The sequence below is a fragment of the Vibrio sp. LB10LO1 genome (genome assembly GCF_010092875.1).
GTDB classification, from domain to species: Bacteria; Pseudomonadota; Gammaproteobacteria; order Enterobacterales; family Vibrionaceae; genus Vibrio; species Vibrio campbellii.
In genome coordinates, this window is sequence record NZ_JAADJW010000002.1 from 113,527 (window position 1) to 130,878 (window position 17,352).

Here is a 17,352-nt window from a genome sequence, read left to right on the forward strand (position 1 = left end):
CTAATCAGTATTACTAGATTCATACTGCTTAAGACGTATATCGTTCACCAAGTGGCGAGAAACCGCCCAATTGGAGTCCATAAACGTCGCATTGGTGTCAAAAAGATCTAAAGATTAGTAGTATCATACCGAATTCATCGGATTAGAAAACTCTCTTCAACCAGGTAATCACCGGATATGAAAAAAATCGCCGTTTTTGGTAGCGCATTTAACCCGCCGAGCTTAGGTCACAAAAGCGTGATCGAGTCACTGAGCCACTTTGATCTCGTGCTTCTAGAGCCAAGCATTGCACACGCTTGGGGCAAAAATATGTTGGATTACCCAATTCGGTGCAAACTGGTTGATGCCTTTATTAAAGACATGGGGCTTTCTAATGTTCAACGTTCAGACCTTGAGCAAGCTTTGTACCAACCCGGACAAAGTGTGACGACTTTTGCGTTATTAGAAAAAATTCAAGAAATCCATACCCAAGCCGATATAACTTTTGTCATAGGTCCTGATAATTTTTTTAAATTTGCTAAATTTTACAGAGCGGAAGAAATTATGGAACGTTGGGCTGTGATGGCTTGTCCAGAGAAAGTCAAAATCAGAAGCACGGACATTCGCAATGCGTTGGTAGAGGGTAAAGACATCAGCGCATTCACGACCCCAACGGTTAATGAAATATTGATGAGCGAAGGCTTATATAAACAATCGTAATCTGAAAACGAAGAGGTCAGGTTTTCATGGTCAGAATTGTGGTATTTAGTGCATGCGCGCTGCTTGTGGCTACACAGGCTAGTTCCGCTTGTAACTATTTGTCTGATCGATCCGTCGTATTTGCTGATAACACCATGCCAGTTTGTGAAGATGTTTTTGATAGCGTGGGTGTTCTTAGCATGGACACACTCAACTGGTACATCGCTGAAAAGGCGATTGAAGGCCCAACAGAAAGTTACTGGGATCAATGGGCTATTCGCTCGGAAGACACGCCGATACTCACTCAAAACCTAGAAAAAAACTACTTTGGTCTTGGGCTTTGGATGCCAGAAGAGCTACGTGATGAAGAAGCTAATATGAGCACCGAAGAGTGGTTAAAAAGCCATGGTTTAATGTTCAGCGTGGGCTTTGGCGATAAGCACGATGGTGAACCAAGAATGCGCTTTGATTACCGTTGGCATGAATACTACGACGCTGACTGGATGATGCAAATCGAAGTTCCGTTTTAAGCCGAATCAAAACAAAAAGGACGCACATGAGTGCGTCCTTTTTTCGTTCTATGTATGCTGTATTTACAGTGCTTCCCCAAACACTAAGAAACACAGTTGCTCGTATTCTTCTTCATTGTTGTTGAACAACTTAGCCACGATATCTGATTGCTTCTTACCAGATAACTTCATTTTACGCGCTTCTCTTAGCGTCAGAACCAAGCAAAGCTCGATAGAAACTTGCGAATCACAACCTGGTTTCCATTTGTTGATTGAGTCGGTTAGCGCTGAGCTAGTCAGCATTGGCTTTAGAGTCAGTACTTCATGCTTAACCACTGCCAACAAGTCCAATTGATGTCCACTTCGTGCTTTTGTCATTACCAACTTTTCAATAAGCGCTGACAATAACGCTGATGGTTTCACATAGCCTGCTTGTTGAGCGAATGCGTCAACTAAGCGCACAGAAAAGTCACAGCGAGTCACTCGTGTGTTAGGTAAAAAGGTGAGGGAGCTCAAACATCCCTGAGGAATCCAGAAGTGTTGACCCGGTTCAATGGCATACTCATGTTTACCCAATTTAATGATCGCCAAACCTTCCACTACTGATAGTAAGCTGTGTTTTAGCGCCTTTTTACGCGCAGCAACATTAAGGAAAGGGTAATTAGCGTCGTGAAATTCAATTGCGTAGTTCATTGTGAATACCAGAGTTTTTGGGGCGCTAAGGGTAACGCTAAACCCCTAAATTGCCAACCGGATAACAGATTTTTTTGTGAATAGAAATTGTAATGCTACTGGTATGACCATGTTAAAAGTATGGGCTAAAATGCTGCGGGTTGGCAAAACAATGCGTAAAATGTGCCAGCTTTTTTTGAAATGAATTGAATAATGACAGCCAATAACGATCCTTATATTGAAATTCGTCCATACAATGACGAAGAAATCCCAGCTGCGCTGGACCGCCTGATCAAAGACGATGAGTTTATCAGTGCGATTTTAAACCACCGTTTTGCAAACAAAGCGGCGTGGTTCAAAACACTCATGAGTCCGATTATCCGTGTCTACTTGAAAGCGAAGTGGAGTAAACTGGATTCTGTGGAAGCGATTCAGCTAGAGGTTAAGAAGTACCTGCAAGATACGCTAAATCGAACCACCGACGGTGTGACATTTTCTGGCCTAGATAAATTGGACAAGAACACGTCTTACTTATTTGTTTCTAACCACCGTGATATCGCGATGGATCCAGCGCTTGTGAACTACGGTTTACACCAAACAGATCATCGTACTGTGCGTATTGCAATTGGTGATAACCTGCTGAAGAAACCTTGTGCGACTGAGCTAATGCGACTCAACAAGAGCTTCATTGTAAAACGTTCTGCGAAAGCACCGCGTGAAATGATGAAAGCGTTGGGTTTATTGTCTGGCTACATCAAGCACTCTCTAGACACAGGCAACTCAATCTGGATTGCGCAAAAGGAAGGCCGTGCGAAAGACGGTAATGATTTTACAGATCCAGCCATCTTGAAGATGTTCCATGTGGAAGGCCGTAAGCAAAAAGTCAGCTTTGGCGAATACACTCGCTCATTGAAGATTGTGCCAGTGTCTATCTCTTACCAAAATGACCCTTGTGACATAGCAAAAGCCAAAGAACTGTATGAAAAGGCAGAGAATGGCCGCTATGAGAAAGGCGAATTTGAAGACATTGAAAGCATCATTCAAGGCATCGTGGGTTACAAAGGCAAAGTGCATGTTGCCTTTGGTGATGTAATCGACCAAGAGTTCGAGACGCCGGATGAGCTCGCGAACGAAATCGACCGCCAAATTCACAATAACTACCGAGTATTCCCAATCAACTTGCTTGCCGCAGGTCGTGAAGATGAGTCGATCACTGAATCAGTAAAAACTCAGTTACAAGAGAAGCTTGAAAAACTGCCGACTGGCGCGCACAGCTACTTAGTAGCTAGCTATGCTAATCCAGTAAACAATCAAGAGTAATCTTGTCATGTCCATTGCTTGAAAGGTAATGGAAATTAAATTGCGAGGAACGAGGCTCAAACGGAATCTATCTCAGGCGTGTTATTGTTAGATTCTGAACTCGTTCCTCTCATTAGACCTTCTTCCTTTCATTGACTTAAGCGTCTTTGGAAACATCCCTCTCTACGGTGCAACAGCACCACCTAAGGTCAAGTTTGTTGGCCACTTTGTCACTTTATTTCCCCCTAAGAAGATATTGCCTCTTACTGTCATGGTATCGGGAAATGTCGTTAGCTTTGAACCTCCGATATAGAGGTTACCATCCACCACTAAACCTTCAGGTAGCTCCGTTAGCGGCGTACGGATAACGCTCAAGTCGCCTTTTACTCTCAGTCTCGCTGGCAAGCTCGTTAACGGCGTATCCGTAAGGTTCAAGTAGCCACCCAGTTTGACACCGCGTGGCCAGCGCTCAATTTTACTGCCGAGTAAGTTCGCGTAGCCTTTAATTTTAATGCCGGGTCTCACCGTTTTAAGCGCGCTGTTGGTGGCCTCAAGGCTGCCTTGTACATCAAGCCCTTTTGGAAGTTTGGTTATCGGCGTCTGGGAAATATTGAGGTTGCCTTTAACGACTAAGCCATCAGGGATGGTCGTATAGGGTTTATTACGTAGGTCGATATTGCCGTAGTTGTCGGTATGGCCAAACTTGGCGTAGTAATCAAGCTCATAGGCAGTGGTGGTACTAGAAAACGTTGTCAGAGCGAGTAAGAGGGGGAGAATGCGCATAACCATCACAACCGTTGATAAAGTCTGGAAAAGGATAACGTAAAGCGCCGTTAGCCGCTACATCGTCACTTAACAAGAATATGAGATGCTGCCAAGAACTTGCGATGCTTCTTTGTTAAGTTATGAGGTCTTGATTGAGGGAAATATTCATGAACTTAAAATCGATATCATTTTTGGCAGCAAGTGCAGCGTTGGTGTTTTCAAGCGTAGTAATGGCGAAATCTTACAGCACGCCAGATACCAAAGCGTTAGTCGTTGCAGATGGCAAACTAGGGCAGCGTGTTTGTTACTACGATGACAAAGCATACACGACGGGGGCAGTGCTGAATGTAGAGGGTGTGCTACTGATGTGTACCGATGAGAATGATTTTGAAACCAACGGTTCACTGAAGTGGGTTGTGTTTCAACAGGACCAGAAATAGACCGGTTCATCAGAGATCAAAAAAGCGAGCCGTGTGCTCGCTTTACTTATCTATCGGTAAAATATAGACCTACCGGTGAAATGTTGTGATTAACGCGCTAGAGAGCGAGTCTTAAGTTCAAAGATCAGTTTTTCAGCACTTACTTCAAACTTGAATCGAGCGGTTAGCTCTTTCGATTCTTCTGTTAGTTCAGAAACGTTGTATTCAACGCCAGCACATACTGCTGTTGCCATTTCGATGTATTTCGCCAACTCAGCTTCTAATGCTGCTTTAGTCTCTGCGAAAATCGTTACGTCGGCAACATCGTCACCTTCTTTGATGATAAAACCCATTTCACCAGCGCAACCGCAAGCTTCACATACTTGGTTTTGTTCTAATTCGACACTCATAACGAATCCTCTTGTAAATACTGTGGGTATTCTATCAGGTATTTGATCTCTATCTACAAAAATGAATGATTTTGGATAAAAAAGGCACGGTATGTTATGTTGTTAATGAGGGGTTAATTAAATTTATTAGAACTTCCTTAATAAAATTAGTGTGATATGTATCAATATTTAAAATCAATTAACCTACATATTCGTGAGATTTTTGTCAGGTTAGTTGAACTGGTGGTTAATTTATAAGACTATTTCTGGATTAATTATTTTTACATAATTATCATTCTTAGTCTGTAAATAGTTTGGATGAATAAAATGGTGTAAGGTTTTGATGGAGTGGACTTTTCGCCATATTTTGAGTCATCAGTATTGACAGAAATATCACTGTAAATTGCACGTTACGCAGTGCGGTTTAGTTATGATTGCTGCCTTAATTTTCATGTCAAGGACATACAGTACATAATGCTGAGGATGATTTCATTCTGGCCTCATTTAAATGTGAGTTAGATGGATTTACAAAGAGAAGAGCTTAAAATATGCCAAAGCGTAGTAAAGAAGATACCGAAATCACTATCCAGAAGATCATGGATGCCGTTGTTGATCAGCTTCTAAGACTTGGTTATGACAAAATGTCTTACACCACGTTAAGTCAACAGACTGGTGTATCGCGTACAGGTATTAGCCACCATTTTCCTAAGAAAACGGACTTTACCGCCGCGCTAGACGGTCGCATCTTCAAAATGTTCGTTGAACATCTAGAATTTGACAAAGGTTTGGACGCGTTTTCGAAGAGCTGGATCAAGGCTTTAGAAGATACTGAGTTCCTAGCGATTTTGCGTTTGTTGTTCCACCATATTGTTACTTCAGAAAGTGCACATGAATTTGCTGCAAATGGTATTGACCGTTTGTACAAAATGGCTGAGAGTCAATTTGGTGCTGGTAGCGACAAAGAGTTAGAGTGGTTGATTGGTCGTTCGTTAATTCAAATGAGCAAATAACACTAGAACAAGAAAGCCCCGCAATCACTGTGGGGCTTTTTGTTTGGGTCTAACTTTGGGTTTAACTTAGCTGCGCGAGTCGGAAAGTGAGTGTTCTTTCTATGCCGCTGAATGGACTTGTGGGAAGTCCAGAGTCGGGTGTTTGGTTACGATAGAGTTATAGCCATAAACCTGCTCAATGCGTTCTGGGGTTAGCGCATTCCATGGCGTGTCATCACAAACGAGCTTACCATCATGCAGCAACACTAAACGGTCTGCATATTGCGAGGCTAAGTTTAGATCGTGCAATACAATGACCACCGCTGCATTATTCTCTTTTGCGGCCTCACGAGCGATTTTTAGTGTGTTGTGCTGGTGGGCTAAATCCAGTGCAGACGTTGGCTCATCCAACATTAGAATCTTTCTATCACCTGATTGATGTAACTGTGTTAGTACACGAGCCAAGTGTAAACGCTGTTTCTCACCACCAGAGAGGGCAGGGTAGAGGTTATCGGCCAAATGCAGTACGTCAGTTTGTGCCATATAGTGGAGCGCTAACTCAGACGTTTCTTTGTGACTGATAGAAAGAGGAATTGCGCCCAACTCGACCACTTCTTTCGCTAAGAATGGGAAAGTCAGCGTGCTGTGCTGAGGCAACATCGCAACGTGTTTTGCACTCTCTGCTGGCGCCCAATCGTTTTTCTGCTTACCAAAGAACTGGATGTCATTCTGAGAGGGAATTTCACCACACAGCAGCTTCAGTAAGGTACTTTTACCAGCGCCATTTGGACCTAGTAACGCAGTCACTTGTCCTGCACGAATATCAATACTGACGTTGTCTAGTACCACTCGGTTTCCGTACCTCATTGAGATATTTCTGCCAGATAAAACGATGTTGTTCATTACAGAATCTTCCCTTTTTGTTGGAACAGTAAGTAGATAAAGAACGGTGCACCGATCAGAGCGGTGACGATACCGACAGGAAGCTCTGCAGGAGCCACCACTACGCGAGCAAACATATCTGCCGCAGTAAGAAGCAATGCGCCCATTAGTGCTGAGATAGGAAGCAGCGTACGATGGTCAGGACCAGCAAGCATACGACCTAAGTGAGGTATCACTAGGCCAATAAAGCCAATGGCACCGCTAATACTTACCGTGATACCAACACCCACTGCCGATAAAAGGATAAGTTGTCGTTTAAGCTTTTGAACGGGAACGCCAAGATGCTTAGCTTCTGACTCACCTAAGAGCAATGCGTTTAGTGGCATGGCTTTTTTCTGGAACCAGAACATCAGCAGTACTAGTGTCACGGCTGCTAAAGCAATCCCTGACCAGTTCGCGCCTGCTAACGAGCCCATCGACCAAAGCGTTAAGTCACGCAGCATCTGGTCGTCAGCGATGAAGTTCATAAAACCAATAGCAGCACCAGATAGTGCACTGATAGCGACACCAGCCAGTAGCATGATGGTTACTGATGTACCAAACTTGTTTGTTCCTAGCCAGTAAACCAATACGGTTGTAAGAGCGCCACCCAAGAAAGCGAAGAATGGTAACGCCGCCAAGTTCATGAGTGTCGGATAGTTTTGGCTAAAGTCGGCAAATACGACAATGGCAAATGCACCACCAAGTGCTGCACCAGCGGAAACGCCGATGATGCCGGGTTCGGCAAGAGGGTTTCGGAATAACCCCTGCATTACAACACCACAGATAGCGAGGATCGCACCGATAAACATACAAAGAATGGTGCGTGGAAGTCGTATTTCGTTGATAACGAGTTGGATGTGAGGAGCAAGGTCTGAACCTGCTCCGGTTAAGCTTCTCAGGCTATCTGAGAAGCTAATATTCATTGGACCAACGGTTATGGACGCTACTGCGATAAAGGCTAAAACGCCAGACAACGCAAGTAGGGTAGTAGATAAAGGCAGACGTCTTAACAGCATTGAAACTCTCTACGGGTAAAGCAGTTCATTCAAACGCTTCGCTTCAGACAGGCTTTTAAGCCCTAAACCGCCAACCAGCGCATGACCATCGATTGTCACGAACTTTTTATTTATGCCAGCAGGCGTTGCAGCAAGCAGAGGCATCGCTTTCAAAATGGCGTCCGCACCACCCATGGTTTGGTAGCTACGGCCACTTACAAGAATCACGTCTGGCTGCATCTCAACCATTGCTTCTGTAGATAGCGGTTTGTATGAAGAGAGTTTGCTCGCTGCTGGGTTTTCACCACCCGCTAATTGAATGATTGCATCAGGTGTAGTGTCAGATCCCGCGACGTTTGCTGGGCGACCTTCGTGAATCAGTAGGAAAAGTACTTTCTTTTTGTCAGCTTTCGCTGGTTGGTTGCCTTCAAGTGCTTTAACTTGCGCTTCAACTTCCGTTTTTAGTGCTGTCGCTTGAGTTTCACGATGCATGATGGTCGCAATTTGGTCAATACGGTCAACCAAACCTTCCACTTTTGCTTCTGTGTTGACGACCTCGACATCAACACCCGCAGATTTCAATTGGTCGAGCGTGGTGCTCGGCCCCATTTCATCTGAACCAATCAATTTAGTTGGGCTTAATCCCAGCAGACCTTCAGCAGACAGACGGCGGTGGTAACCAACTTTTGGCAGCGCCATTCCCTCCGGTAGTTGGCTTGTTACGTCAACGGCAACAAGGCTGTCTTTTGCATCAAGAGCAATCAGCAGTTCAGTCACTGCACTGCCTGCACTGACAACACGCTCAGATGATGAGGCTTCGTTAGCAAGCAGACTCGCACTGGCAAGCATAGTAATGGCTGCAGTCAATGCGGTACGAACGGGCGAAAGTGTTTTATTCATTAGTGTGTTCTCAATCTTGTGTTCTTCTATTGCGACTCTTCAGTGAGTAGTTGAGTCGCTTGAATTCCGTTTTCTTGTAAAAAGCCAAGAAGCTTAACCAGCGATTGAATATCGGCGGTTTTTTCCGCGCCAATCACGATAGGTTTGTCGGTTGATTTACTCTCTTCTAATAGAGCCAGCGTAAAGTTTTCCCAATTTATGTAAGCCTTACCGTTGATTGCCCAGTGCGGTTCTTCTTTCAGGATGTTTACCGTAATCGATTCTTTGTCCACTTCAGCTACCGCTTGGGAGTCGGTACTGGGTAGGTTCACGTCGAGCGAGTCTAACTTCACCGCCGCAGTGAGCATCAAAAACACCATCACGATGAAAATGATATCGAGCAGCGGGGTTAAGTCTGGCGTTAAACCATGACTGTGATTGTCTTGCGGTGCCTTAATCATGAGCTTCTCGCTTCAACATGATTTGCCACAGTAGCGACTTCTTTGTGGTTTTCTGGAGACACGTGTTGCAGGGAAATGCCTTCAAGCCAAAGATTCACATAGTTGAGCGTATGCTCAAGCTTAGCGATCACGCGATCAGCCCAAAGGCCAATAAGTTGCGCGCCAGAAATGGCAGGTAATGCAATGATCAAACCTGCTGCTGTCGTGCGCATCGCAAGGCCTAGACCATCAGCCAAATCGTTTGGTGTGATGTTGCCTGTGGAAGAAGCAATGCCTTTAAACATGTCGATAAGCCCAAGTACTGTTCCTAACAAACCAATCAGAGGGCTGATCACGCCAATCAACGTCAGTAGGCGAAGGCCTGAGTGCAACTGATGACGCTTTTCTTGAAGCCAAATGCCTGCGGCATCCTCACGTAATGATTTAGAAAAAGAGTGGTGAGCGAGCAACATAGCGACACCGCGATAGAGTAGAGGGCGTTTGCCAGAAAGCTCGTCCGCTAGCGCTTCAATATCTTTGTTGTTGGTTGGATCAAGATTGGTCAGCTTTTGACGAATTGCACGCTTCCCCACGCCTAAGCTAATGAATACTTGAAAGAGTCTTTCCGCAATGATCATGACTGTAAGTGCAGAGCAAATCATTAAAGGCCAAGTCATAAGACCAAATTGGGTTTGTAAATGTTGTAGCTGTTCCATTATCCATCCAACTTAAAACGAACTGGGATTTGAACTCGGTGAGCAACTTTTTGCCCACCAGAAATATGAGGAGAGAATTGCCATTGTTTAATGGCTCGTAGTGCAGAAACATCAAGCATCTGTGCGCCTGAAGATTCAATTAGCACTTGTTTAATCTGGTTGCCGTTTGCATCTAGCCACACTTCATAGAGAGCGACCCCCTCAATACCGCGTTTGCGGGCTGAACGTGGGTAACGTGGCTGAACTGGCTGGGAGACAAAAGCCGGTTGATCAATCATGACGGGCTGTGCGCTGGCCCCTTTTGATTGATTCGCAGGTGCCGCTTGTTGCTGTTGAACTGGTTCCTGCACAACTTTTTCGGTCACTTTTTCTTTGGGTTGCGGCTCTTTTTTCGCAACTGGCTTTGGTGGTTGAGGTTTTTTAACGGGTTTAGGTTTCGCTTCAACCGGTTTCTTTTTAACTGCTTCTTTCTTTACGACCGGCTTTTCTACGACCTTTTTAACCGGCTTAGGCTCTGGCTTTGGTTGAGGTTTCTTTTGTGGCTCTGGTTGCTTTTCTTCTACCACTTCTTGTGGTGTCGGTTCAGCTTGGACTGGTTTGGGAGCCGAGACTAAATTAAGGCTTACCGAGCTAGTAGGATTACCTGCTGGCATTGCAAACACCTTTGTCTCTTGGGAGACAAAAAGAAGCGCTGCGTGCACCACGAGAGAGGCACCTCCGGCAATGGCATATCTTTTTACGTTCACGGGTAAATCTCGGTAGTAGGAATCATTATCAAGTGGGAAGATTATTACGCGAAAAGGAAATAAGATCAATTATCAATTGCATTATCATTACGTGCAAATTATGATCTTTGCAGTTTTTTTGAAATGAGCCTCAAACCTTTGTGTGGTGGGCTTTAAGTGAGTAAATATGAGCGTCGAGGTTTATAAATTTGACGAATCAATTCTTGGAAGTGATAGCCCCGATCCGCTGCGTTTTGCGTTTGTGAAAAAACACTCTGCGCACGCGGGTGGTAGCAGCCTACCTGTACCACCGCCGCAACAAGGTGACATTCTGTCGCGGATCACTTCAGAAGTAGCAAAGAACAACAAGCGCTGTCTGTATATTCATGTGCCGTTCTGCCGTGTGCGCTGTACTTTCTGTAACTTTTTCCAAAATGCCGCAAGCCGCAAGCTCGTCGATGACTACTTTGATGCTCTGATGAAAGAGTTGAGAGAGAAGGCGGCAATGCCTTGGACACAAAGTGGCATCTTCCATGCGGTTTATATTGGTGGTGGCACGCCAACCGATTTATCTCCTGAGCAGATTCGTATTCTTGGCCAGACTATTCACGACTATTTCCCTTTGGCTGCGGACTGCGAAATTACCCTTGAAGGACGCATTAATCGCTTTACTGACGAGTTGTATCAGGGAGCGCTAGACGGTGGCTTTAACCGCTTCTCCTTTGGTGTGCAAAGTTTCAATACCCAAGTGCGTCGCAGTGCTAAGCGTCTGGACGACCGTGAAGATGTACTGAACCGTGTCAGTGAACTTGCCAAAGAGGACAAAATTCCCGTCATTATCGACCTGCTTTACGGCTTGCCTTACCAAACCAAAGAAGTGCTCGAACAAGACTTAAACGACTTTATGTCCACTGGCGCGCACGGTTTGGATCTATATCAACTGGTTGTTGGCGGAACAGCCCCAATGCTGAACCTAGTAGAGAAGGGCAAGATTCCACCACCTGCTACTACGCCAGAAAAAGCGGGCATGTACGAACTGGGCGTGAAATTCATGGCTAAGCACCACATGAAGCAGCTTAGCGTGAACCACTGGGCGATCGATAACCGTGAACGCAGCTTATACAACAGCTTAGCGAAGACCTATGCAGAAGTATTGCCTGTCGGTTGTGGTGCGGGCGGTAACATAGGTGGTTACGGCATGATGCAGCACCGCACGCTAGACACTTACGTTAAAGCTGTAAATGAAGGGCAGAGCACCATCGCAATGATGATGAAGCAAGGCCCACTTGAGCCGCTATTCGCAGCGCTGAAGTCTGGCTTTGACCAAGGCATTGTTCAAGCAAGCAAACTCCCGGCATTTATGGACGAAGACACTTTCAGCTTCCTAATGCCGTTATTCAAAGTCTGGCATGACAAGGGCTTAGTTGAGCTACAAGAGCGCAGTTTAGTACTGACATTAGCAGGTAGCTTCTGGGCTGTGTCTTTGGCCCAAGCATGTATTCAGGTACTGACTTCTGAAATGAACGAAAACGTACCAAAAGTATCTAATAATTAATCTGAAAGAAATGGAAAAAACAATGGAATCAATTAAGCAACAGGTCGAAGCCCTACTAGAACAAGAGCCGCAACTACTTCCAGCAGCAATGGCTGAGCGCCTTGGTGTAACAGAGTTTGACGTGGTAGCTGCACTTCCTCAAGAGATGGTTGCAGTAGCACCAGGCGAGCAAGCACAAAGCATCTTAGAAGGTCTTGTTGGTTTTGGCCCAGTAACAACTATCGTTCATTCTTTTGGTTCTATCTTTGAAGTAAAAGCGCCGTTCCCGAAAGGTAAAGTTGCTCGTGGTTACTACAACCTTATGGGTAAAGAAGGTGAGCTTCATGGCCACCTAAAACTGGATAACGTGAAAAACATTGCGCTAGTAAGTAAACCGTTTATGGGACGTGAGAGCCACTATTTTGGCTTCTTCTCTGAATGCGGCAGCAATATCTTCAAGATTTATCTAGGCCGTAACGAAAAACGTGAACTGATTGAAGAGCAAGTCACGGCATTTCGTGCAATGCAAGCAGAGCTGAAGAAGTAGTCTCGCATCAACATGACACTGCATTTAGCGCGAACCCGTTAGAGCAGTGTCGTTTTATTAAAGAATAACTGGGTTAAAACTCGGAATAACATACAAGTAAAGTTAGGTATCAAAATGGATCAGCAAGTTAAACAAGAGCGTTTACAAGGTCGTCTAGGACCAGAAATCAAGGAATTTCGTCAGGAGCGTCGTACCATTCAATTGGCAACCGTTGATGCGGAAGGCCGTCCAAATGTCAGCTACGCGCCGTACGTTCAAAACCAGGAAGGTTACTTCGTTCTTATTTCTCAGATCGCTCGTCACGCACGTAACCTACTAGAGAATCCGAACGTATCTTTGATGATGATTGAAGACGAAGATTCGTCGAAACAGTTGTTCGCTCGTAAGCGTCTAACGTTTGATGCTGTCGCAACGGTTGTTGAGCGTGATACTGAAATGTGGCAACAAGTGGTTGGTCAAATGAAAGATCGTTTTGGTGAAATCATCGATGGCCTGAGCCAACTGGAAGACTTTGTACTGTTCAACCTGAAAGCAGAACAAGGTTTATTTGTGAAAGGCTTTGGTCAAGCTTACCAAGTTTCGGGTGATGATCTGGTTGATTTCGTTCACCTTCAAGAAGGTCACAAGAAAATCGAAAGCGCATAAGCGGACTTTCTATTTATGTTTGTCCAAAGGGATGTGATTGCCCAAAGGGAGTTAGGTTATACTGACTCCCTTTTTTATTAGAACAAAAGCACAGAGAAAGATCATGAGACCAGTAAGCAAGGAACTTGGCGAGATTTGTTACCCATTCATCTATGAAGACAGTCCGGTCTGTGATTTTGAGATTACCGCAGATGAACTGTGTAGCCGTATTGGACTTGTCCTGTCGATGGAGTTGGATGACTTTAGCCGCGACATACTGACTCGAATGCAGCCAAACGTATACCATGTGAATGGCTCTATCCGCGGTAAACTGGCGATCACAGAAGCAGATGTTGATGAGCTTAAAGCCGATTACGATGCCATCAAGGCTCGTATCGACGGCGGTTTTAAAGGGTTTGTGCTTCCTGGTGGTCACCCAACTTCCAGTCAGCTACATCTATGCCGCTGCCAAGCAAAGAAGGTGGTTCGTGCATTGGTTGCGGTTGAGCATTCAGGCAAGAAGCAACCCGACTCGATTTTGTTCCGTTATTCAAACCTGCTTGCGAATGTGCTCTATAGTCTTGCGTCTTACATCAACCACATTTATCAAGTTGAAGAAACCGAGTTTGTGTCTCGCAGCTACACAATGCCAAGTAAGTAGATAAAAGTATCACCTAATAGTCTGAATTTAATGACTTTAAGCTAGCCGTCGCAGAGTTCTCATTCGAGTGCAGTGAGCACCTTTACCCATCTTTATACCTTTGTTTGAATAACAATTAAAATTGATTTCAGAGGAAAGTAACGGTGGGTTTAGTTGTTGGGGGACCTTTATTGATATGGCTATTTTGCGCGCTATTGTCTATCAGAGCCGGGTTCGTGCTGTTTGCAGGGCAGGGTGTTTCTAGTGTCATGATTGCTATAGCGTTAGCGGTGGGGGCTACAGCTTCTATTGTTTTCTACAACTGGTACTCGATTGCGAAAAGGGAGGAGGTTTACTTTTTCTCCCTTGCAATGGAATTGTTGTGTCGCCCTATATTGATTGTGCCAGCGCTTATCGCGGTAGGACTGTATTTCTTCGGCGGAGGGTTATTGCTCAATAGTCACATCAAGATGTTCGTCTTTGTTGCACTGTTTTCGTGTTCGGTAGCGAGTATCACGAGTTTGTTCACCGCTGAAAAAGTCATTGATGTGTACCAGATAAAGCAAACCTATTAGATATGACTAAGAAGCCATCGCTTTTGCTTCGAGCTCTTTTGCACCGCGCAGCATCGCCTCAATCAATTCGCCTGCATTGAATTTTTCCAATGCTTCATGGGCGCCTACTTGGTGTGCTCGGTCGACACAAATCTCGCTAGAGAGTGAGGTGTGAAGAATACGGTAAGAGTTGTTCAACGCGGAATCATTTTGAACTTCAAACGCAAGTTCGTAACCGTCCAATCCTGGCATTTCAATATCGCTCACCAGAAGGTCAATAGGGCGGTTGGCTTCTGCATCTCGTTTCATTAAGTCGAGCGCATCGGTACCGTTTTTACAAATCTGGTAAGGGATGTTGATGCGGTCTAATGCATCGCTTAATTGTTTACGCGCAATCGAGGAATCGTCCACCAAAAGGATGTTAAGGGCTTTCAGACGTTCACGTTCGATGTCCGTCAGCATCGGAATCTTGGTGTTTTCATATTGAGGGTAGATCTTCGAGAGAAGAAGCTCCACGTCCAACATTTGGACGATTTTTTCTTCATAGCGAGTAATGCCCGTGACAAAGATATTGTGACCGGCGCTTGATGGTGGTGTTTCAATGGTTTTCCAATCACATTCAATGATTTTCTCAATACTCCGAACCATGAAAGCCACAACAGTGCGCAAGCAATCCGTCACAATCAAGTAGCAGTTTTGGTATTCCTCTTGCTGGATTGGGCGGAATCCAATGGCGGCAGCCATATCAATCACTGGTACTGTCAAATCACGAATCGTGACCGTTCCAATCACATGGTGATGAGAATATGGAATCTTGGTTGTTGGCATGTAAGGAACAATCTCACGGACTTTAAGTGTGCCAATTGCGAAGTTCTGTTGCTGGGTGAGTTTAAACACCAACATGCCTTGAGATTGGTTCGCTTTACTTGCGACTTTTGCCATGAAAATAACCTTATCAATATCACTGATTTATGCATTTAATCTAATCTTATAAGGCGACAGCTTCAACCGTAGAGCATGGAAAAGTGAGCTTTTTAGGAAATAGCGCAAATTACAAGTGAAATTGAGATGAGTAACGGCCAAGTTTTCATCAAATTACCAGATGGCGTTGACCATAAAAAGAAGAAGATATGGGCGGAATCAGAGAAGTTATTGCGATATTGAAGCGATTCGGTAAACTTGCGCCACCCGAACAGTGAGAGACAGACACATGGCAAATACAGCAGCCGCTTTACACATTCTTGTAAAGCATAAAGAACAAGCTGAAGACATCATCCAGCAGCTTAAAAAAGGTGCTAAATTCCAGACATTGGCAAAGAAATACTCGACTTGCCCATCTGGTAAACGTGGTGGCGACCTAGGTGAGTTTCGCCGCGGTCAGATGGTGCCACAGTTCGATAAAGTTTGTTTTTCAGGTGAGGTTCTAACGCCACACCTAGTCAAAACCAAATTCGGTTGGCACGTTGTGAAGGTGCTATACCGCACGTAGGGTTGAACGTATTTAAGGAGCACCTTGTTAGGTGCTTTTTTGTGTCCTTAACAACGCGTTTTGTTATCTAACTAGCAATTAACCGTCTTGCGTATTGAATGTTGATACTTTAATGAGTTATTAAATATGCAAATGGTTGTTTATTTTGGTGAGAAACATGACAGTAAAAGATACGAAGCGTTTGGATATCGACGCGCAGCCACACAACATTGCTTTTAACTACAAGAGAAATAAAGCAAAGGCAATTTTGACGTTAAAAGGAATTCTTGATGGAATCCATGCAGATGAGCATTTAAACCAGGTTGAAGAGGTATACCTGAGAGCTTGGAAAGACAATGATATCTTCAACTTCAAAGATGGTGATTTCATTGATATTCACGAGCAAATTGAAGATATTTTAGAAGATGGAGTAATCTCGACTTCTGAGCTAAAGGATATACAGCAAATGTTGCAGGACATCCTCGATTATGGTGATTTAGAGGATGGTGGTTACGAGAGCACTGTCAATCACCTCTTGGGATTTCTGAGTGGCATCAGTGCAGATGGTATGCTTTGCGATATGGAAATTGAGCGTCTTTCTAGCTTGCTTCAACAAGATAAGGCTTTATCACGTATGTGGCCTGCTAGTGCGATTAAAAAAAGGTTAGACGCCATCTTAGCGGATGACATTGTTGATGAAGAAGAGAGAAAAGAGCTGTTCGATTTGATCAAAGCTATTTCTGGTCAATCAATGCTTGATACTGGCCTCGCTTATGGAATGTCTGCTGATTTCTCTACCACACAAGATGGTCGTATGTGTGTCGATGGAAAGCGCATCTGTTTTACCGGAAAGTTCTTGAGTGGTACTCGTAAAGTTCAAGAACAAAGGGCATCGGCTTTAGGGGCTGAAGTAAAAGGTTCTGTCTCAAAAAGTATAGATATCCTTGTGCTAGGTGCTATCGCCAGCAAGGATTGGCGTTTTACAAGTTACGGGCGAAAGATAGAGTCTGCTCTTTCATTCCGAGATGAAGGTATTAAGTTGGAAATTATTAACGAGGAGCTTTGGAACGCATTGGTTGGCTGTTCAAGTTAAGCGTTCATTTCTTCTTATTGATAGCGCGTTTATCGCGCTATTTTTGTATCTAGCGTCCTTTATTCGCGCACCTGTCGTCATCATTTCGAGTCTTCCTCTCCTTTCCTATCAATTTATAAACCGCACCAACTGTGACGTAATCAGCACTTTATCTCACTTAAATATTTGTTACATATCGAGTGGATTCTCTATTTTCATGTTGTTCTTGCGCTTAGGAGTATGAGTGAGGTGAGAAGTTAAAAGGTGAGGTTTTTGCTAAGTCTTTTATAAAACAACAGCTTACCTTTGGTTTTTCATGGGGTTGATGATAGCTTGGGCTCAAATAAGGCTTGTTAACCCTTTACGGGGGATGAGCTACGCCTTGTTTTTCCCCCTCGTAGAAATACAAAAGGGGTGAGGGCGGTTCGCTAATAGTTCTTATAATTTTGGCTATTGGATTCGCTCACGATGAATTCGAGTAACAATGGGTGAGCGGACGCGACGAGGAGAGAAA

22 protein-coding genes are annotated in these 17,352 nt (G+C 44.4%); 12 read left to right on the forward strand and 10 right to left on the reverse strand.

Annotated elements, in window-relative coordinates; translation table 11 throughout:
• Positions 1-177: 177 nt before the first annotated feature.
• Both GXP65_RS01885 and GXP65_RS01890 read left to right on the forward strand, forming a co-directional pair.
• Positions 178-699 (forward strand): nicotinate-nicotinamide nucleotide adenylyltransferase, encoded by a 522-nt coding sequence (locus GXP65_RS01885; RefSeq protein WP_011999470.1) that lies wholly within the window; start codon positions 178-180, stop codon positions 697-699.
• Positions 700-725: 26 nt separating this feature from the next.
• Positions 726-1,208 (forward strand): hypothetical protein, encoded by a 483-nt coding sequence (locus GXP65_RS01890; protein WP_045420246.1) that lies wholly within the window; start codon positions 726-728, stop codon positions 1,206-1,208.
• A gap of 63 nt (positions 1,209-1,271) precedes the next feature.
• Here the strand turns inward: GXP65_RS01890 and GXP65_RS01895 are convergent, their stop codons facing one another.
• Positions 1,272-1,880, reverse strand: a complete 609-nt coding sequence (locus GXP65_RS01895; protein ID WP_050919356.1) for a hypothetical protein — start codon at positions 1,878-1,880, stop codon at positions 1,272-1,274.
• 192 nt (positions 1,881-2,072) lie between these two features.
• On the opposite strand from GXP65_RS01895, the gene GXP65_RS01900 reads away from it, so the two are divergent.
• On the forward strand, positions 2,073-3,179 hold the full coding sequence (locus GXP65_RS01900) for a 1-acyl-sn-glycerol-3-phosphate acyltransferase (protein WP_011999473.1): 1,107 nt from the start codon (positions 2,073-2,075) through the stop codon (positions 3,177-3,179).
• Positions 3,180-3,341: 162 nt separating this feature from the next.
• Here the strand turns inward: GXP65_RS01900 and GXP65_RS01905 are convergent, their stop codons facing one another.
• Complete coding sequence (locus GXP65_RS01905) at positions 3,342-3,941, reverse strand: hypothetical protein (protein ID WP_045457276.1); 600 nt, start codon at positions 3,939-3,941, stop codon at positions 3,342-3,344.
• Between the two features lie 149 nt (positions 3,942-4,090).
• On the opposite strand from GXP65_RS01905, the gene GXP65_RS01910 reads away from it, so the two are divergent.
• Positions 4,091-4,363 carry a YnjH family protein gene (locus GXP65_RS01910; protein ID WP_011999475.1) on the forward strand — a complete coding sequence of 91 codons (273 nt, stop codon included), beginning with the start codon at positions 4,091-4,093 and terminating at the stop codon, positions 4,361-4,363.
• Positions 4,364-4,452: 89 nt separating this feature from the next.
• Here GXP65_RS01910 and GXP65_RS01915 read toward each other — a convergent pair whose 3' ends face one another.
• Complete coding sequence (locus tag GXP65_RS01915; RefSeq protein WP_010645003.1) at positions 4,453-4,752, reverse strand: YfcZ/YiiS family protein; 300 nt, start codon at positions 4,750-4,752, stop codon at positions 4,453-4,455.
• Positions 4,753-5,279: 527 nt separating this feature from the next.
• On the opposite strand from GXP65_RS01915, the gene GXP65_RS01920 reads away from it, so the two are divergent.
• A complete protein-coding gene (locus tag GXP65_RS01920; protein WP_005441131.1) occupies positions 5,280-5,741 on the forward strand; it encodes a TetR/AcrR family transcriptional regulator in 462 nt (153 codons plus the stop codon).
• A gap of 99 nt (positions 5,742-5,840) precedes the next feature.
• Here GXP65_RS01920 and GXP65_RS01925 read toward each other — a convergent pair whose 3' ends face one another.
• The 6 genes from GXP65_RS01925 to GXP65_RS01950 are packed head-to-tail and all read right to left on the reverse strand — an operon-like array spanning position 5,841 to position 10,420.
• Positions 5,841-6,623 carry a heme ABC transporter ATP-binding protein gene (locus GXP65_RS01925; RefSeq protein ID WP_162091852.1) on the reverse strand — a complete coding sequence of 261 codons (783 nt, stop codon included), beginning with the start codon at positions 6,621-6,623 and terminating at the stop codon, positions 5,841-5,843.
• Entirely contained in the window at positions 6,623-7,660 is a 1,038-nt protein-coding gene (locus GXP65_RS01930) for an iron ABC transporter permease (protein ID WP_162091853.1), read from the reverse strand. The genes GXP65_RS01925 and GXP65_RS01930 overlap by 1 nt, the downstream gene beginning before the upstream one ends.
• Before the next feature lie 9 nt (positions 7,661-7,669).
• On the reverse strand, positions 7,670-8,539 hold the full coding sequence (locus GXP65_RS01935) for an ABC transporter substrate-binding protein (RefSeq protein ID WP_162091854.1): 870 nt from the start codon (positions 8,537-8,539) through the stop codon (positions 7,670-7,672).
• Between the two features lie 26 nt (positions 8,540-8,565).
• Positions 8,566-8,979 carry a biopolymer transporter ExbD gene (locus GXP65_RS01940; RefSeq protein WP_005433575.1) on the reverse strand — a complete coding sequence of 138 codons (414 nt, stop codon included), beginning with the start codon at positions 8,977-8,979 and terminating at the stop codon, positions 8,566-8,568.
• Positions 8,976-9,674, reverse strand: a complete 699-nt coding sequence (locus tag GXP65_RS01945) for a MotA/TolQ/ExbB proton channel family protein (protein ID WP_122020774.1) — start codon at positions 9,672-9,674, stop codon at positions 8,976-8,978. Before GXP65_RS01945 ends, GXP65_RS01940 begins: the two co-directional genes overlap by 4 nt.
• The gene (locus tag GXP65_RS01950; protein WP_162835431.1) at positions 9,674-10,420 is read right to left on the reverse strand and encodes an energy transducer TonB; all 747 of its coding nucleotides are present in this window, start codon (positions 10,418-10,420) and stop codon (positions 9,674-9,676) included. Before GXP65_RS01950 ends, GXP65_RS01945 begins: the two co-directional genes overlap by 1 nt.
• A 166-nt stretch (positions 10,421-10,586) precedes the next feature.
• Between GXP65_RS01950 and hutW the strand changes: the two genes are divergently transcribed.
• The 5 genes from hutW to GXP65_RS01975 all read left to right on the forward strand — a co-directional run bounded on the left by hutW (position 10,587) and on the right by GXP65_RS01975 (position 14,319).
• On the forward strand, positions 10,587-11,954 hold the full coding sequence (hutW, locus tag GXP65_RS01955; protein WP_162091855.1) for a heme anaerobic degradation radical SAM methyltransferase ChuW/HutW: 1,368 nt from the start codon (positions 10,587-10,589) through the stop codon (positions 11,952-11,954).
• 22 nt (positions 11,955-11,976) lie between these two features.
• Positions 11,977-12,480: a heme utilization cystosolic carrier protein HutX gene (gene hutX / locus GXP65_RS01960; RefSeq protein ID WP_162091856.1), complete on the forward strand. Its 504-nt coding sequence runs from the start codon at positions 11,977-11,979 to the stop codon at positions 12,478-12,480.
• A 114-nt stretch (positions 12,481-12,594) separates the two neighbouring features.
• Positions 12,595-13,125: a heme utilization protein HutZ gene (gene hutZ / locus GXP65_RS01965; RefSeq protein ID WP_005433525.1), complete on the forward strand. Its 531-nt coding sequence runs from the start codon at positions 12,595-12,597 to the stop codon at positions 13,123-13,125.
• A gap of 103 nt (positions 13,126-13,228) precedes the next feature.
• Complete coding sequence (locus tag GXP65_RS01970) at positions 13,229-13,765, forward strand: ATP:cob(I)alamin adenosyltransferase (protein ID WP_162091857.1); 537 nt, start codon at positions 13,229-13,231, stop codon at positions 13,763-13,765.
• 143 nt (positions 13,766-13,908) lie between these two features.
• Positions 13,909-14,319: a hypothetical protein gene (locus GXP65_RS01975; protein ID WP_005433511.1), complete on the forward strand. Its 411-nt coding sequence runs from the start codon at positions 13,909-13,911 to the stop codon at positions 14,317-14,319.
• Between the two features lie 6 nt (positions 14,320-14,325).
• Here GXP65_RS01975 and GXP65_RS01980 read toward each other — a convergent pair whose 3' ends face one another.
• A complete protein-coding gene (locus GXP65_RS01980) occupies positions 14,326-15,240 on the reverse strand; it encodes a chemotaxis protein (RefSeq protein WP_079401844.1) in 915 nt (304 codons plus the stop codon).
• 253 nt (positions 15,241-15,493) lie between these two features.
• On the opposite strand from GXP65_RS01980, the gene ppiC reads away from it, so the two are divergent.
• On the forward strand, positions 15,494-15,787 hold the full coding sequence (gene ppiC, locus GXP65_RS01985; RefSeq protein ID WP_223976268.1) for a peptidylprolyl isomerase PpiC: 294 nt from the start codon (positions 15,494-15,496) through the stop codon (positions 15,785-15,787).
• Between the two features lie 157 nt (positions 15,788-15,944).
• Positions 15,945-16,859, forward strand: coding sequence for a BRCT domain-containing protein (locus tag GXP65_RS01990; RefSeq protein WP_077201923.1), 915 nt, complete (start codon positions 15,945-15,947; stop codon positions 16,857-16,859).
• Positions 16,860-17,352 lie beyond the last annotated feature (493 nt).

What these genes read in the sequence shown, in the direction of transcription:
- GXP65_RS01885 (WP_011999470.1), top strand. Translation starts at nt 178, where the DNA reads ATGAAAAAAATCGCCGTTTTTGGTAGCGCATTTAACCCGCCGAGCTTA.
- GXP65_RS01890 (WP_045420246.1), top strand. Translation starts at nt 726, where the DNA reads ATGGTCAGAATTGTGGTATTTAGTGCATGCGCGCTGCTTGTGGCTACA.
- GXP65_RS01895 (WP_050919356.1), bottom strand. Translation starts at nt 1,880, where the DNA reads ATGAACTACGCAATTGAATTTCACGACGCTAATTACCCTTTCCTTAAT.
- GXP65_RS01900 (WP_011999473.1), top strand. Translation starts at nt 2,073, where the DNA reads ATGACAGCCAATAACGATCCTTATATTGAAATTCGTCCATACAATGAC.
- GXP65_RS01905 (WP_045457276.1), bottom strand. Translation starts at nt 3,941, where the DNA reads ATGCGCATTCTCCCCCTCTTACTCGCTCTGACAACGTTTTCTAGTACC.
- GXP65_RS01910 (WP_011999475.1), top strand. Translation starts at nt 4,091, where the DNA reads ATGAACTTAAAATCGATATCATTTTTGGCAGCAAGTGCAGCGTTGGTG.
- GXP65_RS01915 (WP_010645003.1), bottom strand. Translation starts at nt 4,752, where the DNA reads ATGAGTGTCGAATTAGAACAAAACCAAGTATGTGAAGCTTGCGGTTGC.
- GXP65_RS01920 (WP_005441131.1), top strand. Translation starts at nt 5,280, where the DNA reads ATGCCAAAGCGTAGTAAAGAAGATACCGAAATCACTATCCAGAAGATC.
- GXP65_RS01925 (WP_162091852.1), bottom strand. Translation starts at nt 6,623, where the DNA reads ATGAACAACATCGTTTTATCTGGCAGAAATATCTCAATGAGGTACGGA.
- GXP65_RS01930 (WP_162091853.1), bottom strand. Translation starts at nt 7,660, where the DNA reads ATGCTGTTAAGACGTCTGCCTTTATCTACTACCCTACTTGCGTTGTCT.
- GXP65_RS01935 (WP_162091854.1), bottom strand. Translation starts at nt 8,539, where the DNA reads ATGAATAAAACACTTTCGCCCGTTCGTACCGCATTGACTGCAGCCATT.
- GXP65_RS01940 (WP_005433575.1), bottom strand. Translation starts at nt 8,979, where the DNA reads ATGATTAAGGCACCGCAAGACAATCACAGTCATGGTTTAACGCCAGAC.
- GXP65_RS01945 (WP_122020774.1), bottom strand. Translation starts at nt 9,674, where the DNA reads ATGGAACAGCTACAACATTTACAAACCCAATTTGGTCTTATGACTTGG.
- hutW (WP_162091855.1), top strand. Translation starts at nt 10,587, where the DNA reads ATGAGCGTCGAGGTTTATAAATTTGACGAATCAATTCTTGGAAGTGAT.
- hutX (WP_162091856.1), top strand. Translation starts at nt 11,977, where the DNA reads ATGGAATCAATTAAGCAACAGGTCGAAGCCCTACTAGAACAAGAGCCG.
- hutZ (WP_005433525.1), top strand. Translation starts at nt 12,595, where the DNA reads ATGGATCAGCAAGTTAAACAAGAGCGTTTACAAGGTCGTCTAGGACCA.
- GXP65_RS01970 (WP_162091857.1), top strand. Translation starts at nt 13,229, where the DNA reads ATGAGACCAGTAAGCAAGGAACTTGGCGAGATTTGTTACCCATTCATC.
- GXP65_RS01980 (WP_079401844.1), bottom strand. Translation starts at nt 15,240, where the DNA reads ATGGCAAAAGTCGCAAGTAAAGCGAACCAATCTCAAGGCATGTTGGTG.
- GXP65_RS01990 (WP_077201923.1), top strand. Translation starts at nt 15,945, where the DNA reads ATGACAGTAAAAGATACGAAGCGTTTGGATATCGACGCGCAGCCACAC.